This window comes from Gilvimarinus sp. 2_MG-2023 (assembly GCF_030547685.1).
GTDB lineage: Bacteria > Pseudomonadota > Gammaproteobacteria > Pseudomonadales > Cellvibrionaceae > Gilvimarinus.
Genome location: NZ_JAUOQM010000053.1, coordinates 137833 through 154371 on the forward strand (window position 1 = coordinate 137833; position 16539 = coordinate 154371).

The following is a 16539-nucleotide window of genomic DNA, read 5'->3' on the forward strand; positions in this document are numbered from 1 at the left end:
AAAGTACCTTCAATCTTCATGCCAATAAATATATTCTATATACATCAACGACTTACGAGGGTTTCATCATATGGAACTTTGCACATTCTGCAATTTTTATCACTCTTACAAGCTTTCAGACACTTCAATATCCGCGGGTAAATCTATTTACTTTTAACGACTCGCTCCCAACCACCTATTAGATTGAGCTGCGATGCCAGTATTCGACAGCACATTAACAACGGAATGGCCAATAGCATGCCTACCGCACCCCACAACCACCCCCAGAAGAACATCCATAAGACAACAAACAAAGGATTCACGTTAAAGCGCTTACCGAGAAAGGTAGGTGTTACAAATTGACACTCGATAAAATTCAATGCTAAAAAAGCACCAGGCACAATAAGTGCCTCTTGAATATTGTAAAACTCAATGTAGCCTACGCCCGTTAAAATGATGGTGATGACCATGGGGCCTATATAAGGTGCAAAGTTAAGCATAGCGGCCAACGCCCCCCACAATAAGGCGTCTCTAACGCCCAGTGCGTACATTGCTAAAGCCGTACATATTCCTAACAACATATTAATTAATGAGATCACTAACACATAACGAGAGACATCGGTTTTTGTAGTATTAAACACTTTTAGAGTGGCTTTTTTAGAAGCCATTGTCTTTTGAAATCGAACAACATTTCGCGCCAAGTCTTCACCGAACGCTAAAAAGAAGTATGTAATCACAACAATTGCCAGCAGCTGAATAAAGACCATTACTGTCGTTTCTGCCATCAGCGCAATTAGACTATCGACTGAGGCATTAACCGCGGTACCCACTGCCTGCTCTCCCGACCCCGACACACTTTCACGCAATGCCGATAAAGGCTTAGCCACTCCCCCTACCTCTGTCTTTAATCGGTGCAGTATATAAGGGACGGTTTGCAACCAACGGCTGGCGGGCTCCACCAGCAAATTCAATACATAAGCTATGCAATTTATTAATAAACCAATAATAAAAACTGACCCTATTGGTCTAGGTACCCGCAATATCTTTAATAACTTTACCAGCGGACTACAAAAAAGCGCCACAAAGCCCGCCACCAAAATCGGTACAAATAACGATTTAGCAAAATACAGTGTATACACCACAGCCATAACACCGAGAATGCATAATGCAAAACGACCGTTATCATTGCTCTCTTTATCTATCCAAATATTTTTCAACTGACTTGTCATTCGAATATCCGTGTATAGTTTGATCCGCCTATCCTGTCGATAACCGCTACCGACCCCAATAAGACCTTAGTGCTATTTTCATACCAACATCAGAACCCCACTTAACGCATATCTTCAGCTTTAATACGCAGGTCAGCCGCCGCTGGGTTATAGCTTTTACATTTTTCTTGCAATTAATACCCAAAAATCATCCATTTAGTTTATAGCGCCTAGTCTTATCAGCCTTTTTACTGCTCTTACCGCACCCTCATACAGTTGGCACGATTTCAGCTTATAGGCCACCGACTATGTTTTTAGCTATGAAGGAGATAAATCATGAATTATCTAACCAAACAAACAGTACTTTCGACTTCTATCGCAGCCTTAATGACCGCATCACTAGCACCTACAGCCAGCGCCGGAAACTCGACCTATAAAGAAAAACGAAATGCCGATGAATACTGGTCTGAATTTAAACAAGATGCCGAACAATCATGGGACACCACCAAAGTGGCATTTCGCGATGGCTGGATCGAAGGCAAACTTGAAACAGCTTTGATTATGAATGAGCACTTGAACCCATTCGATATCGACATCAGCGTGGACAACAATGTCGCCACTCTAGAAGGCGACGTTTCCAGCGATATTGATATCGAGCTTGCCAGTAACATTGCTCTAGGTATCGAAGGTATTGATGAAGTTAAAAATGAATTAACCATCGAAAAAGAGTTAACAAATTCAGACCAGGAGGAAGGTCGCGATTTTGCTCAGTATGTAGAGGATCTAAGCACTACAGCTGCAATCAAGTCTCAACTAGTGGCATCATCTAATGTAAGCGCACTGGACATTAACATTGACACCTTTCGTGATGAAGTAACCTTACAAGGTAGAGTCGATACTGAAGCCGAAAAAGAATTGATAGAAGCCATTGCGGCCAAGCATGACGGCGTAGAGTCTGTTGATAATCAATTGAAAGTTCAATCTTAATTTTTTTTGCGGCAAGTTTACCCTGCCACAGTCGACTTATAGAGATTAAACACACCCATATATGGAGAAGACCATGACACAGACAGCTTTTATACATGACTTGCAGGCACGAAAACAGAAAGCCAAACAACATATGATGCGCGGCGCGGTTACCGAGGACTACACCAACGACCGCGAAGTTATTGTTAAGATGCTTAACGAAGCATTAGCCACTGAACTTATTTGTGTTCTGCGCTATAAAGTTCACCACTTTACGGCCAATGGCCGTGGCGCACGCGATGCCGCTGTCGAGTTTTTGGAACACGCTCAAGAAGAACAAGAACACGCTGACAAGTTAGCCGAGCGTATCTCGCAATTGGGTGCCGAGCCTGAAATGAACCCTTCGGTACTGGCTGAGCGCTCACACAGCGATTATCACAGCGGTGGTGATACGATAGAAATGCTCAAAGAAGATTTAGTGGCAGAGCGTATAGCCATCAGCAGTTACCGCGAAATGATTCAGTATATCGGCGACAAAGACCCAACCACACGCCGGCTATTAGAAGATCTATTAGCTCAAGAAGAAGAGCATGCGGACGACCTGGTTGATTTACTGGAACATATCGGGGCCGATGTTTAATAGCTGTGTTAAAAGTTGCATTCCTGCCCGGGTTAAATGGCGGCTCTCACACGCCTATCCAACTGGGCAATACTGGCCTTAAGGATATCCCCTAGGCCATATTTGCCCAGGCCCTAAGCAGGCCCCTTTGCCTTTCAAGTTTGCACCGAGCCTGCTAGGCTAGAGTAGCGCTCACTGACAAAGGTATAACTGTGACACTCTTACTGTTTTATATTGCTTTGGCGTTGGGCGTCTCTTTTTTGTGCTCTGTTGCCGAAGCCGTGCTATTAAGCGTTACCTCGGCTTATTCATCGCTCTTGGCACAAGAGGGGAAACGCTCGGGCCTACTACTAAGCAAGCTGACTCAAGATGTAGAGCGCCCCTTGGCGGCCATACTCACCCTGAATACCATTGCCCACACCATTGGCGCGGCAGGCGCCGGGGCCCAGGCCACTGTTGTTTTTGGTAACGCTTATCTGGGCCTCTTTTCAGCGGTGCTGACTCTACTGATACTCGTCTTGTCTGAAATCATCCCCAAAACCTTAGGCGCTTACTACTGGCGTCAACTAGCTCCTCCGACGGCCTTTGGCTTACATTATTTAATTAAACTCCTCACGCCTTTTATTTATCTATCCGAGTTATTAACTCGCCTGATTACACGCGGAGAGCGAGCCGGGGCGGGCCTCAACCGTCAAGAACTGGCTATTGCCGCCGACATTAGCAGTGCAGAGGGGCATTTGGATGAAAATGAAAGCCAAGTCGTCAAAAACCTGCTAGAACTACGCCAAACTCCCATCCGAGAGGCAATGACTCCCCGCACCGTACTGTTTAGCGAGCCATCTAACAGCAGCCTTAGCGAGGTCTTTAATCGGCATAAAACCATCCCCTTTTCGCGCATCCCTATTTATGATGACGAACCCGATAACATTACCGGTGTGGTACTGCTTAGCGACTTATTATTAGCCCAGGCTCGCGGCGAGGTAGATCAACCCCTTAGTCACTACCGGCGCGAGCTGCCCGCTCTGCTAGATGCCATGCCACTGACACAAGCTCTGGAGGAATTTCTCCGCAAGAAAACGCATATTATTTTGGTTGTCACCGAATTTGGCGATGTATTGGGTATTATCACTTTAGAGGATGTACTAGAGGCGCTGCTCGGCCGGGAGATTGTCGATGAAAATGATAAAACTCGCGACATGCAAGAGCTAGCCCGCCGACAGTGGCGCAAACAAAAATCCCGCCAACACGCCGGCGATGCAAGTCCGTAATATTCTCAACGCTCCAGCAACCAGACTATGGCTGCTTCTTGACTCTCGAAGTATTCAACCTCACCCGATACAAACCAACTACCGAGCTTTGCCGCCACTTTTTGCCAACGTTTATTGCCTAAAATTGCAATCTTATGAAAATGATTATTGTGCTTAAGACCGATCTTAAAATCATCCCAGACGGCCCGAGCTTCCCATCCTTCCAGCTCCGTTCCATCAATCAGCACATTCACCTTAGGTGAGTTAACAGACTCAAGAGCTGAATCTATAAACGGTGTTATGATTTTATAATCGGCATGGGTTAATGTACCCACGGCTTTAAGGGAGAGAAAAAAATCACTGCCCACCCCCTCCATACCAATACTTATGCCATGCTTAATCGAATTCATAGACTCATCTCCAGAGTATAGAGGTTAGTATTATCTCCATTTTTAGCTCATTTCCGAGCACATTTCCACACATCTATACTTACAGCGATAAACCTTTCAGACGCTTCGTCACTTGTTATAATGCACCCTTGCACATAAAGAGGAATAACCATGGCATACCTGCAAACTCTCTGCGCCCATTGCCTGACTGCCAACCGAGTGGATGATTCTCGCCTAAGCGAGGCCCCCAAATGCGGTAAATGTCACAAGCCACTTTTTACCGGTCAACCCATTAGCGCTAACGACGCGCAGCTTACCCGCTGGCTATCGCACGAGCAGCTTCCCTTAGTGGTGGATTTCTGGGCCGAATGGTGTGGCCCCTGCCAGAGCTTTGGCCCAGCATTTGCACGAGCCGCGGAGCTTGAGCCAATCGCGCGCTTTATAAAAGTTAACACCGAGCAGGCTCCGCAATCAGCGGCGCAATTTCAAATTCGCAGCATTCCAACCCTAATGATTTTTCAACAGGGGAAAATACTCGATCAACAAGCCGGTGCTCCGCCCTATCCGCAATTTCTGCAATGGTTGCATCAAACTCTATCGCGCTAACCGCTAGCGTCACCGTAGACGGGAAAGTAAACTTGCCGAGCTACTTGACCGCGCAGCTCGGCACTTCTGGCTCAGATATTTCACACCTGTGGCACTGTCAGTCATCAGGACCTCTGCGCAAGCAACTTTTTGCACCTGCCATTAAGAGTGCTCATCCTCTGAGTACTCAGGCAAATTATCCAATCGGTGTTCAGTTAGGGGCGTATTCCAAACAACATGGTCGACATCGATACGCAACTCACGAGCATCAACCACGACGTCTTTATCGCCAATACCCATAAAACCACCAATGCTCACCACAACGTTTTGCACCTTGCCATCGTCGACAATCACCTTCTCAACTTCGCCCACAATCTCTGCCTGTCGATTGATGACATTAAAACCTTCCACACGATCAGCGTTATCGGCCGGCAACTGATCTACCGTAACAGCCGCTTTGGCCTGCATGTCGCTCTGGCCCTGAAAGGTTCTTTCAGCCGTACGCTGACGTTGATCACCCGCTTGATACGCAAGCTCGGTATCCTGCGACTTGGCAACAGCACGCGCGATAGTCCGTGACAACTCGGCATACTCTTGCGGCTCTAAAACGTCATCGCCATTTTTATCGAAGCGATTTAGAGTCGTGCTCTTATCTAAATGTAGCGATTCAAGCTTTGCGCCGTATGCGTCTTTTACCTCTTGCCAGTGTAAACTGCCACTGGTATCACGATCGACCTCATTAAACGATATAGGTGATTGAATCTGCTCAGATGCGGTATCCTCTGCTGCCTGAGCGAGACCACAGGTAGCAAAAACAAGTGCCGCTACCGACACACGAGTCCGTTGAGCAACTGTCATTTTCCGAGAAATATTCATAGCAACTACCTCCAACGTCATTAAGACAAATTAGGGAGTTACGGGCTAAATGTCTGCCGCAATACACAGCTTTTAATCCGTAAACCCAATCTCTGACTTGCTAGTCGCAATTGCTATGCCAAAATTAAATTTAACGCATCCGCGTGAAATTGCTCACATTCACACCGATTCAGCGTCGCCTACTGGAAATAATTACAACGATTGACGAATAATTTTTCTAATATGCAAAGGAAGTCTGTAAAGGCTGGCAATACTTGAATCACTCAAAAGTAAAAAGTAGAAATCACAAAAAACGCCGGTATTACCCGGCGTTTTAGATTTTACTTTTTCGAAAATGACTAACTAAAGTGATATGGATTATCCGCCGATACCGTCATTTCCTGAGTTCTGGAGGCTTGTAGGCTGTAGTCACTCTCTTGTACCGAGGTAACAAACTCCCAGCGCGCGATAATACGCTCGTGGGTAATGTCCAGGGTTAGCAAGCCACGGTCAGCGCTATTCAAATACTTCAGCCCCTCCACCAAGTTGACTATTCCCGCTTCGGTTTGCGCGTAAGCATCGGGCGGTATGGCCAGGTACTCTTCCAACCCCGGTGAACTTACCGATGAGGTGGCCAATTCTACCGCTGCAAAATTGCCATCGGCATCGGCAATTTCACTGGCCCATGCGTTATGCGTATCGCCAGCCAGCACCACCAACCGTGCGTTAGCCTGGCGGGCCATGGCCAACACCTGTTCGCGCGCATAGCCATAACCGTCCCAGGCATCCAGGTTATAAGGGATACTGGGCGCTTGCAGTAAGGCCACAACCTCTGGCGTAAGACGCTCTTGGTTAGCCTGTAAATACGCCAGCTCATCAGTACTGAGGCTCGGGTCGCCCTGCTCTGCACGCGCCGCTAATAAAGCCAGCGCGCCCAACTCGGCGTAATCCGGAATACTCATTTGCTGGGTGGCAATGGCAAAAGGTAAATTCATTCGCCCCATTAAAACCTGTTGACCCAACATCTGCCAGGTTGCACTTGAGGTAGTCAAAGCCGCAGCCAGCCAGTCGCGCTGCGGCGCGCCTAATAGCTCGCGAGTCGGATCGTTTATATCGGCAAACAGCCCGGTAAAGTCGAATGTGCCCGTCTGAGCATTAAAGTAACTGCCTGTTTCCAGAGGTTTAGCCCGCGCTTCGTTACGGGTATCGAGCATCAATAAATTTACCAGATTGCCCCACTCAAATTGACGATAAATACTCGATGGCATAGCCAGGCCGTCGCTGTCGAGTGCCCCTTCCGAGCGAATAGGCAACCACTCAAAATAGGCCCGCAGTGCCGCCAACTTGCGCTCGGCAAAGTCGCCCTCGCTTGCGTCGTGATTTTCTGCACCGTCGATGTAGGTATCGTTGGCGATTTCATGGTCATCCCACACCACCAAAAACGGTGCCGAGGCATGAGCCTTTTGCAAATTTTCATCTGTTCGGTACTGTGCATAACGGGCACGGTAATCATCCAGCGACAGGATCTCGCTGGCCGGTAAAACTTCCCGGTTCATTTGCGCTGCCATGTCCGATGCATAACCGTCGCGCCCATACTCGTAGATGTAATCACCCAAATGCAGCACTAAATCTACACTCTTATTGGCAATTTCGTTATACACATGGAAGAAACCCGCCGGATAGTTTGAGCAAGACACCACAGCCAGTGACAGCTTCTCCGCACTGTTATCAGGCATAGTACGTGTACGCCCAACAGTAGAGGTGGTACTGGCCGTTTTAAACCGGTAATAATAATGTGAATCTGGCGACAAGCCCTGTACATCCACCTTAATGGTAAAGTCGCGAGCAATATGAGCCTCACCCGACCCCTCGGCAATGATATTATTAAACGCTTGGTTATCGGCAATCTCCCAACTGACCCGCACCGCCTCTGCACTGCTATCGGCAGGCGTCACTCGCGTCCATAAAATAACGCTATTGGCTAATGGGTCACCCGAGGCCACCCCGTGGGCAAAGGTGCCCATTCCTAAGTTTTCGCTATCGTCACTGCCGCCACAACCACTCAGCGCCGATGTCACATACACACCACCAAGGCCCACTAAACCGTTGCGGATAAAACCCCGCCTAGATACATCTGGCATATATCACCCCAAAGCTTCAGTAAATAATCGATTATTACCGGTATTGGTGACATAGGTGTGACAGACATCACTGTGCAATGTGACAAACTCGGGAGATTCCAGCAAAAATCATTAGAAATGCACTACCAATTTAAGTCATACTTGTTATATAAAGATAAGATTACAAATAACAGCAGCCCGGATATTGAATAAACCTGATACCGACACCATCGTTGGTAAATATGGCCGAAAAGGAAATCACAAGTGGGAGAAAATATATGCGAAGTATTAACAAATTTTCAGCATTGAAAACCGCTATCGCCAATGGCGATGAAACCTCCGTTAAAGATTTATTAACCGATGAGCCCATGGTTGAGCTCGAAAAGTCTTACCTTATAGACCTCGCTGAACTGAATGGCAACTCAGTGATTGTAGAACTGCTAAAAAACGTCCCCGTTAAGAAGTAAAGCAAAATTATTATCGTGGGTAGGCAGACTCGTTATCTATATTATGCCTACTATAGAAATACAGATTCATTCCCTCATCCCAAATTTGTTACTGCGGATAAAACGTTTGACTCACTCACTTAGAAAAAATTATCGGAACTCACAAATCAAAGTCTGGCGCCGCACGCTCGACACCAGATCAGAACAGCGTTACTAATATTTTATTAAGTATTTCTAAATTTTTTATATATTAGTATTTATTAGAAATATTTCCAATACGGTTTTCTTGCTTGAATCGATCTTCGAAAGATTGGTTTATAGTGCCCGCCTGTTTAAGCAATTTCGAGCCATTAATGTTTAGAGTTAACCCTATATTAAAAAAACCTAATGCCCTGTAAATATTTCCAAGCTCTTGTTCCGTATTATTACAAAAATCCTCGTACGAAACTTCTACCGGATCTATTGAGTGTTTAAGAAAAAACCCCTCAAACTCTGCATTAGAGCGGACAATTTCTTTAACAAACCTATTAATTTCTACCGGATTATAAGATATATCATCACTATTAATTTTACTTTTCTGTGTAGACATCCACTGTTTGGTTTGCCTTGCTATGGATAACGAAAGCGCTTGAGCAACCACATTCTCCCGTTTCATATGAATAATGCGCGCCTGCGGAAAACAATTCTCAAAGACACCAGTTGCTGCCAGCCAACTTAGTTGACCAAAGGACGCTTTAGCACCAAAAGCATGCCCGTGCTCAGTAGTGCTTTCAACCAGCCAAAACAAATAATCAGAGAATCTTTTAAAACCATGCTCTTTGGATTTCTCTATGACCATATCGGCACATAATGATTCTCTTGCCGGAGAATATCTGGCATCACCTGCAATCATTTCGGCCAAATAATTTGATCCCGAACGGTTAGTAAAGCCTAAAATATAGTGCTTATAACGGGAGAACCGGTCATCAGGCTCCGTAACTATCACATTCTCTAAACCAAAATACTCAACAATTTTCATTCCATGTGGTGAAATATTATAGGGGATACCGTACATCCCAATATCAGAGTTCATGCATACAAACCTTATTTAAATAATAAAAACAATAACAGCAGAATTTTTAAGCATTAACTATTTATTAAAAATAGTTATTATAATGTAATTCTATCACCTTGCACTTATTTTGATATAAACAACAAAAGACCTGCCCTGTTATGCCTACCAAGACTACCTCATCACGTCACCCAACCTAGTCTCAAGCGATTAATCAGGCAGGTTATTGCGGTTTAATTAATCCCGCCATTGATGTGATTATTTATTCGACTTAAGTAACTCTTAACATCTAATCAATGGCATCAAATCGACTCCGTTGTATAACTGAGGCTAGCATAAGAAATAAAAGGCGCAGCAACTCAGCTCCTAAATATCAGTGCTTATGAAGCTTGAACTGGGACTCCAGCGCCACCCTGCCCCACCAAAACACGTAGTGCCTAAATCAGCAACCTCACAACACCATACCGCACCGCCCCAACACATGAATATATATAATGAATACATGAATATACATCACTATTATTCATGCATTCATTTCGGTATAAATAGCCCCAGCCCTTCGCTATACATACTTCGCCGCCAATATGGGCATAGCCCGCCGACGCTTAGACAAGCTGCCAACGAGCGAGACCAAAGGGCCTTAACGGAACCGCAAATAATTTCGATTTACACACTAAATGGATGATAAGCGACGATGAATCACAACCTTACCTTTGCGATTAAACGCATTTGTTTCGATGAAAACTATCAACCTGCAGACAGCACACGCGTTACAACCAACTTTGCCAATCTCGCCCGAGGCGAGCACCGTCGGCAGAACCTGCGTAACGCCCTAAAAATGATCGACAATAGCTTTAACGCCCTAGCACACTGGGACAACCCAAACGGGGACCGTTACAGCATCGACCTAGAAATTATTTCAGTCGACATGAAAGTTGAGAGCGAAAATCGCAGCTTTCCGTCAATAGAAATACTAAAAACCATTATTAATGACCATAAGGAAAACATCCGCACAGAAGGCATCGTAGGAAATAATTTTTCGTCCTATGTCCGTGATTATGATTTCAGTATCGTGTTACAAAATCACAACAAAGGTCAGGATAAATTTACTATTCCCGAGAACTTTGGAGACTTACACGGCAGTATTTTTAAGCAATTCATAAATTCAGAAGCTTATAACAGTAACTTTTCTAAACCTCCGGTTGTCTGCTTAAGCGTTTCCGATAAAAAAACGTACCACCGAACAGAAAATCACCACCCAGTTTTAGGCTTTGAATACCAGCCCACCGAATCTTCATTGACGGAGAGATACTTTAGAAAAATGGGCCTGCAGGTTCGCTACTTTATGCCGCCCAATAGCGTTGCTCCTTTGGCCTTCTATTTTGTAAATGATTTACTGAATCAATACACCAATCTTGAGTTAATCGGAACCATCAGCACTATGGAAACATTTCAGAAGATATATCGGCCTGAAATTTACAACGCTAATGCGGTAGCCGGAAAACTCTATCAACCCAACTTGAATAATGTTGATCACTCATTAACAAAAATACAATACGATCGTGAGGAACGAAGCCGTTTGGCGATTAAACAAGCCAAGTTTGCTGAAGAATATTTTATTAATCCTTTTAATTCGGCTTTAAAAAACCTCACTGACAATCACACACTTTAAAGCAACCCATAAACTGACAAAAAACGCCATGAAACAGTTATTACCAACATCAACAGCAGGAAGTTTACCTAAACCTAGCTGGCTTTCCCAGCCAGAGACACTTTGGTCTCCCTGGAAACTCGAAGGAAATGCCCTAACCGAAGGAAAGAAAGATGCTTTACTAGTCTCATTACAAGAACAACAGAACGCCGGCATTAACATTGTCAGTGATGGTGAACAATCTCGGCAACACTTTGTAACCACTTTTATGGAACACTTAAGCGGTGTGGATTTTGAACGACGAAAAACCGTAAAAATCCGCGACCGCTACGACGCCAACGTACCAACTGTGGTAGGGGATGTTTATCGCTCCAAGCCAGTTTTTGTTGAAGATGCTAAATTTCTTCGCCAACAAACCAAACAGCCAATAAAATGGGCACTACCTGGCCCAATGACAATGATCGACACGCTTTACGACGACCACTATAAGAGTCGTGAAAAGCTCGCCTGGGAATTCGCCAAAATATTAAACCAAGAAGCCAAGGAGCTAGAAGCAGCGGGGGTAGATATAATTCAGTTCGACGAACCCGCGTTTAATGTATTTTTTGATGAAGTCAATGATTGGGGAATCGCGGCACTAGAAAAAGCTACTGAAGGCCTAAACTGCGAAACAGCTGTACACATTTGTTATGGGTATGGCATTAAAGCCAATACCAACTGGAAGAAAACACTTGGTAGTGAGTGGCGCCAATACGAAGCAACATTTCCTAAATTGCAGGCCTCTACTATCGATATGATTTCTTTGGAGTGTCATAACTCTCGAGTGCCTATAGAGTTAATTGAACTGATTCGCGGTAAAAAAATCATGGTTGGTGCCATTGACGTTGCCACGAACATCATTGAGACACCCGACGAGGTCGCCAACACCTTGCGCAAGGCGCTGGATTTTGTCGACCCTGATAAGCTTTATCCTTGCACCAACTGCGGCATGGCTCCCTTATCTCGCGAGATCGCCAGAGGTAAACTTAACGCCTTAAGCGCCGGCGCAGATATTGTTCGGGGCGAACTCACCCGATAAAACTCATCGATTTGTTATCGAAGACCCCGGTTGTATTTTCACGGGGTTCCAACCTATTACGCTAGATTGCTAACACTGACATATATGAGGCACGCATGTCCTTCTTTTTACTTTATTTAATGGTGGGGGCTTTCGCTGGGCTCATGGCCGGTCTGTTTGGTATTGGTGGTGGTATGGTCATTGTGCCTGTACTTATTTTTAGCTTTATCGCAATTGGAATTTCACCCGATGTTCTCACCCATATAGCAGTCGCCACCTCTCTAGCCAGCATTGTATTCACCTCTATCAGCTCAGTGTTGGAACATCATCGCAATAAAGCCATTATTGGCCGTATTGCAAAACACATGACTCTAGGGTTAGTGCTTGGCACTAGTGTAGGGGTATTCTTTATTAGCTCTATACCCGGCCCTGTATTACAAAAGCTCATCGGATTTTTCGCGCTAATACTGTCACTAAAAATGCTCTTAAACTGGCAATTACCCGGGCAAGGTAAAGAGCCGGGGGCGATTGGGCTGGGCATAGCCGGTGGTGTAATTGGTTTTGGCTCATCGTGGTTTGGTATTGGCGGCGGTACGTTCACCGTACCCTACCTCACTTGGCTACGCATCGATATGCGTAAAGCGGTTGCCACCTCTGCCACCTGCGGCTTACCAATCGCACTCGCCGCCACTTTCGCTAACATAGCAGCAGGATGGAACCACGATGACTTACCACATTGGAGTACAGGTTTTGTATATTGGCCTGCGGTATTAGGCATTGCCATCACCAGTGTACCTTGCGCACGCGTAGGGGCAAAACTCGCACATTCGCTAGACTCAGCCCTTTTGAAAAAACTCTTTGCCGTGCTGCTTTTTATCGTCGGCGTTCGATTTATTGTTTTTTAATGCGAATAAAGAACACTAGGTTTGCTATAGACGGGTGAGCACATCACTGATTTATAGCAAACCTGACAGCCAGAGCTGTTACCTTAAACCCTCTCTTAGTTGATTATGTAAACAATAAAACCATTGCTATTTATTGGGATAGCCTCTATTCGGTGTTTTCCACTCTTGTAATCAATTTAGTTAACCGGACGATAAACTCTTCCGCACTTTTATCACCCAATCGTTCTGCAATACGCGCACTATCGATCGCTTTATAGTATTTCTCTAAGTGATAGTAAGTACCAGCGCGCGCTCCATAGGCCTCTGCGGACTCTGGATTCCTCGCTATAAAGTCATCCCAAAACTGTACAATCTCTTCAAGTTTTGCCTGCCTAAATAATGCAAAGTCGAGCCATCGGGCATAATCGATATTGTCAGAACTAATGACGAAACACCTTTTCGGCTGCCGCGTTCTCGCCCAGTGCTAAGTGTGAGTATCCCTTCAGATGAATCCAATAGCGAACAGCCCCATCACAATGCCTGTGCAAAAAGTTCTCATCAAGATCAACTGCAATGATATACACCTCTTTGCCTTTCCACCAATCAGTTCGGAGTGGTCGATTTTTTTCATTTATTAATGCTGATTCGCCCAAGCCATCTTAAAACTCAAAAGCATTTTTCCAGGAAATTCTTTTTGTGCTTTTGCGAGTTGATTCTGCTTCATATCTGAAGCCCTAACACCGCAGATCACAGGAGATGTGAGTTAATCCTGGGGAGCTAATTGTTATACCTTTTTGCATTTAATATTCAGCTTTTCAATAAGGCGCTTTGCTTTGAAAGGATCGATACTTACCGATGTGCTTAATGGATGGTAAATATCAAAATTATCTCGAACGCTAGCTGGTTTTATACCTTCTGACAGATCAGTTGCTACCGCTTTCCAATTAATTGAAAGCCTGTGCATACAATCACCTTTCAAGCGGTCTTCAGCACCCCCAACCTTTGCAAGCTTATAAGACTCAGGGTTTTCGATTACACCCCAACCAATTGCGCCAAAACCCTTTGAATAAGCAACGATCACATCACCAGAGATATAACTAGTTAATATTTTTTCTCCTTGGTCCCCTGGCGCACTATCAAAACAAGCTGGGATTTGTTTTGCCTCAACTAGATACTCCCACCACTCTTGATCGGCGCGAGCAATATTGTGCCAGTAATAGCTGGGTTCTCTCGCGATTGCCCCAAGAGAAAGTGGATTTAATATATCTTTAGATCGATCAAAGGCAATACTGAAAGAAATGAAACGCTTTTCATCTATTTCAGTAGGCTCATATTGGATACAGCGAAATGCTACGCCATTATTTGAAAGCCACTCGCCCATAGAGTAAATAGTTGGATCAAATTCTCTAGCCAACAAAATGATACGACTTGATTTATTAATGTCTTTTAAGGTGGCATTGCCACCGATAAAAGAGTTAATTTCTTCTTCTAATTGAGTATTTGTTTTTGAGAATTGCTTTATAAAGTCTTGACCTTTATATGCAGAAAAGTCGGCAAGATACTGTAACGCTTGAGTTTCAACCCCTAAAAAACCTCGATCTCGTTTTAATTCAATAATAACACCGTTTCCGTAGCGATCTATGGCTAGAATATCGGCCCTTTTCTTGAATTTCGTTTTAACCTGATTGCTGATGATTAATAGAGGTTCGCCAAACACAGAAGAATCAAGGATATTGTTATCGCTATCGGCAGATACTATGAATCTTTCAACATCCAATTCTCGGGGCTGCCATTTTGATAGATACCTCTTTAAAGTATCATTTTTTGTGATCTCGAATAACATACAAACTTCCTATAAGGTATAACTCCGCTATCACCGGAAACGAAAGCGGGGGTTTTTATGCCATTGTTTGAGCGCTTGCGCGAGTTGCACAAAAACGCGCAGGTTTTTTCCGGTGTATAGCTTTGTCATGTATACTATTTTGATTCCATTACAATTAAATCCATTGAACTTGAAATGAATTTTTTATTTTCATCGAAAAGAAAATTGTAACAACCATTTAACACGTTTTCTTTGGTAAAACTTATGTCTGGACTGGGCATTTTATCGAGGTATTCTTCGACATTTGCATACAATATCTCACCAAACTCTTCTCTAGTATGACTTTCTAGCTCCATGCTCTCAGGCAACTGAGCAATAATAACTGCCTCACCAGTAGACGGATCAATCTTGGTCGTGTAAACGGGACGATACTTAAGCTTACTATTCAATAAAGTGAAATGAGACAGAACCTCTCGAAGCTGTATAGGAGATAATGGTTCTGAAAGTCGCTTAAAATGATCCGAAAAGAAATTCAACGCCGCACATGAGTCGTCAAGAACCGCTACAAAAGCAATATCATTAATTCTTAACAGAATAGTATTGGCAGCGTAAACATCTCTATAATCGTATTTATCCAAATGCTCAGCAGTCTTCGCTGAAAGAACAACCAGAGAGCCCAGACACTCATTACTAATTGAAACCCCATTCTGTAAGGCGCGAATCATGCAATGAATATGATGTAGTAGTCCCCATTCATAATCTCTAGATATTGGATCATCACATAATCTTCTATCCAAATGTTTTCGAAAATAACTATCTTTGAGATGCGTCTTAAAGAAAATAAGGGATAACCAAAGAAATATCTTCCAAGGCCCATTCATTTGAATGTATGAGTTGACAGACTCCAAACCGCCATCAATTATTGGTCGAATAATGTCTTCAACTTCACTTCCTAGAAATGAATTGCATTCCTCACAACATGGCACCGTATACTTGTCATATCGTACTTTTTCATCATTTGGCAAAGTAATAGATAGCGTGTAGATATCAAGCATTCGGAGAATCCACTTTGGTATCACATGCTCTTCATTGAACTCTTTATCTTTTGGCGAAGCACCACACATGAAACAGCAATCACCTTCGCAGATATCGGATACAAATCTATCCATACTGAAAAAGATCATCCTCCCAGTTGAATCTTCTAGCGAACTATCCTCGTGCCTCAAATATGCTTTCAATTATTTCTGCTCACTTGATACATAACATTTGTATATCACTCATGCGCGTTATCACTCCTTGAGAAAAGGTCAGGAACACGACACAAGCTTCTGATTTTTAAGCGGTTTAACTTATTTATTAGTTCAGGAAAGGAGGAGCAAAGCTTGCATGCGCATTATCTCGCACACAGGGGTCTTGTTATTTCACCTTCCGATTTGGTTAAGTTTCTGACTATAAAGGTTTTACCGTATCTTGAAAACCGTGAAGTGTGTGTACCTAAAAAAATGAAATGCCAGAGGCCGGACGACTGATGTCTGACGCAAAAGTAAATCCCGCTACGAAGTCCCCTCCCCCATCTCACTCAGCCGAACGCAGGTAGATTTTGGCGGTTAATCGCGCATGGATGCGTGATTAAGGAAAAACGCGGGGGAGCGCGATTTTT

General features: G+C 44.2%; 15 protein-coding genes. 8 read left to right on the forward strand and 7 right to left on the reverse strand.

The features are described 5' to 3' along the window. Positions 1-143: 143 nt before the first annotated feature. Positions 144-1208, reverse strand: a complete 1065-nt coding sequence (locus Q4526_RS16340) for an AI-2E family transporter (RefSeq protein ID WP_215978196.1) — start codon at positions 1206-1208, stop codon at positions 144-146. A gap of 315 nt (positions 1209-1523) precedes the next feature. On the opposite strand from Q4526_RS16340, the gene Q4526_RS16345 reads away from it, so the two are divergent. The 3 genes from Q4526_RS16345 to Q4526_RS16355 all read left to right on the forward strand — a co-directional run bounded on the left by Q4526_RS16345 (position 1524) and on the right by Q4526_RS16355 (position 4040). Beyond that, positions 1524-2174: a BON domain-containing protein gene (locus tag Q4526_RS16345; protein ID WP_215978197.1), complete on the forward strand. Its 651-nt coding sequence runs from the start codon at positions 1524-1526 to the stop codon at positions 2172-2174. 73 nt (positions 2175-2247) lie between these two features. Continuing rightward, positions 2248-2793, forward strand: a complete 546-nt coding sequence (locus Q4526_RS16350) for a bacterioferritin (protein WP_215978198.1) — start codon at positions 2248-2250, stop codon at positions 2791-2793. Between the two features lie 191 nt (positions 2794-2984). Then, complete coding sequence (locus Q4526_RS16355) at positions 2985-4040, forward strand: CNNM domain-containing protein (protein WP_215978199.1); 1056 nt, start codon at positions 2985-2987, stop codon at positions 4038-4040. 5 nt (positions 4041-4045) lie between these two features. On the opposite strand, the gene Q4526_RS16360 is transcribed toward Q4526_RS16355, so the two are convergent. Beyond that, complete coding sequence (locus Q4526_RS16360; RefSeq protein ID WP_215978200.1) at positions 4046-4429, reverse strand: STAS/SEC14 domain-containing protein; 384 nt, start codon at positions 4427-4429, stop codon at positions 4046-4048. A 150-nt stretch (positions 4430-4579) separates the two neighbouring features. Here Q4526_RS16360 and trxC point away from each other — a divergent pair, with 150 nt between their 5' ends. Then, a complete protein-coding gene (trxC, locus tag Q4526_RS16365; protein ID WP_215978201.1) occupies positions 4580-5014 on the forward strand; it encodes a thioredoxin TrxC in 435 nt (144 codons plus the stop codon). A gap of 141 nt (positions 5015-5155) precedes the next feature. Here the strand turns inward: trxC and Q4526_RS16370 are convergent, their stop codons facing one another. After that, positions 5156-5869 (reverse strand): PRC-barrel domain-containing protein, encoded by a 714-nt coding sequence (locus Q4526_RS16370; protein WP_215978202.1) that lies wholly within the window; start codon positions 5867-5869, stop codon positions 5156-5158. 338 nt (positions 5870-6207) lie between these two features. Continuing rightward, positions 6208-7989, reverse strand: coding sequence for an alkaline phosphatase (locus Q4526_RS16375; RefSeq protein ID WP_215978203.1), 1782 nt, complete (start codon positions 7987-7989; stop codon positions 6208-6210). Positions 7990-8246: 257 nt separating this feature from the next. On the opposite strand from Q4526_RS16375, the gene Q4526_RS16380 reads away from it, so the two are divergent. After that, entirely contained in the window at positions 8247-8435 is a 189-nt protein-coding gene (locus tag Q4526_RS16380) for a hypothetical protein (protein ID WP_215978204.1), read from the forward strand. A 229-nt stretch (positions 8436-8664) separates the two neighbouring features. Here Q4526_RS16380 and Q4526_RS16385 read toward each other — a convergent pair whose 3' ends face one another. Next, positions 8665-9486, reverse strand: a complete 822-nt coding sequence (locus Q4526_RS16385; RefSeq protein ID WP_215978205.1) for a Stf0 family sulfotransferase — start codon at positions 9484-9486, stop codon at positions 8665-8667. Positions 9487-10159: 673 nt separating this feature from the next. Between Q4526_RS16385 and Q4526_RS16390 the strand changes: the two genes are divergently transcribed. The 3 genes from Q4526_RS16390 to Q4526_RS16400 all read left to right on the forward strand — a co-directional run bounded on the left by Q4526_RS16390 (position 10160) and on the right by Q4526_RS16400 (position 13078). Then, positions 10160-11137 carry a putative oxygenase MesX gene (locus Q4526_RS16390; RefSeq protein WP_215978206.1) on the forward strand — a complete coding sequence of 326 codons (978 nt, stop codon included), beginning with the start codon at positions 10160-10162 and terminating at the stop codon, positions 11135-11137. A 28-nt stretch (positions 11138-11165) separates the two neighbouring features. Further along, positions 11166-12194, forward strand: a complete 1029-nt coding sequence (locus Q4526_RS16395) for a methionine synthase (protein WP_215978207.1) — start codon at positions 11166-11168, stop codon at positions 12192-12194. 95 nt (positions 12195-12289) lie between these two features. Then, a complete protein-coding gene (locus Q4526_RS16400; protein ID WP_215978208.1) occupies positions 12290-13078 on the forward strand; it encodes a sulfite exporter TauE/SafE family protein in 789 nt (262 codons plus the stop codon). Between the two features lie 763 nt (positions 13079-13841). Here the strand turns inward: Q4526_RS16400 and Q4526_RS16405 are convergent. Further along, on the reverse strand, positions 13842-14900 hold the full coding sequence (locus Q4526_RS16405) for a hypothetical protein (RefSeq protein ID WP_215978209.1): 1059 nt from the start codon (positions 14898-14900) through the stop codon (positions 13842-13844). A 134-nt stretch (positions 14901-15034) separates the two neighbouring features. After that, complete coding sequence (locus Q4526_RS16410) at positions 15035-16048, reverse strand: hypothetical protein (RefSeq protein ID WP_215978210.1); 1014 nt, start codon at positions 16046-16048, stop codon at positions 15035-15037. Between the last annotated feature and the right edge of the window lie 491 nt (positions 16049-16539).

What these genes read in the sequence shown, in the direction of transcription:
- Q4526_RS16340 (WP_215978196.1), bottom strand. Translation starts at nt 1,208, where the DNA reads ATGACAAGTCAGTTGAAAAATATTTGGATAGATAAAGAGAGCAATGAT.
- Q4526_RS16345 (WP_215978197.1), top strand. Translation starts at nt 1,524, where the DNA reads ATGAATTATCTAACCAAACAAACAGTACTTTCGACTTCTATCGCAGCC.
- Q4526_RS16350 (WP_215978198.1), top strand. Translation starts at nt 2,248, where the DNA reads ATGACACAGACAGCTTTTATACATGACTTGCAGGCACGAAAACAGAAA.
- Q4526_RS16360 (WP_215978200.1), bottom strand. Translation starts at nt 4,429, where the DNA reads ATGAATTCGATTAAGCATGGCATAAGTATTGGTATGGAGGGGGTGGGC.
- trxC (WP_215978201.1), top strand. Translation starts at nt 4,580, where the DNA reads ATGGCATACCTGCAAACTCTCTGCGCCCATTGCCTGACTGCCAACCGA.
- Q4526_RS16370 (WP_215978202.1), bottom strand. Translation starts at nt 5,869, where the DNA reads ATGAATATTTCTCGGAAAATGACAGTTGCTCAACGGACTCGTGTGTCG.
- Q4526_RS16375 (WP_215978203.1), bottom strand. Translation starts at nt 7,989, where the DNA reads ATGCCAGATGTATCTAGGCGGGGTTTTATCCGCAACGGTTTAGTGGGC.
- Q4526_RS16380 (WP_215978204.1), top strand. Translation starts at nt 8,247, where the DNA reads ATGCGAAGTATTAACAAATTTTCAGCATTGAAAACCGCTATCGCCAAT.
- Q4526_RS16385 (WP_215978205.1), bottom strand. Translation starts at nt 9,486, where the DNA reads ATGAACTCTGATATTGGGATGTACGGTATCCCCTATAATATTTCACCA.
- Q4526_RS16390 (WP_215978206.1), top strand. Translation starts at nt 10,160, where the DNA reads ATGAATCACAACCTTACCTTTGCGATTAAACGCATTTGTTTCGATGAA.
- Q4526_RS16395 (WP_215978207.1), top strand. Translation starts at nt 11,166, where the DNA reads ATGAAACAGTTATTACCAACATCAACAGCAGGAAGTTTACCTAAACCT.
- Q4526_RS16400 (WP_215978208.1), top strand. Translation starts at nt 12,290, where the DNA reads ATGTCCTTCTTTTTACTTTATTTAATGGTGGGGGCTTTCGCTGGGCTC.
- Q4526_RS16405 (WP_215978209.1), bottom strand. Translation starts at nt 14,900, where the DNA reads ATGTTATTCGAGATCACAAAAAATGATACTTTAAAGAGGTATCTATCA.
- Q4526_RS16410 (WP_215978210.1), bottom strand. Translation starts at nt 16,048, where the DNA reads ATGGATAGATTTGTATCCGATATCTGCGAAGGTGATTGCTGTTTCATG.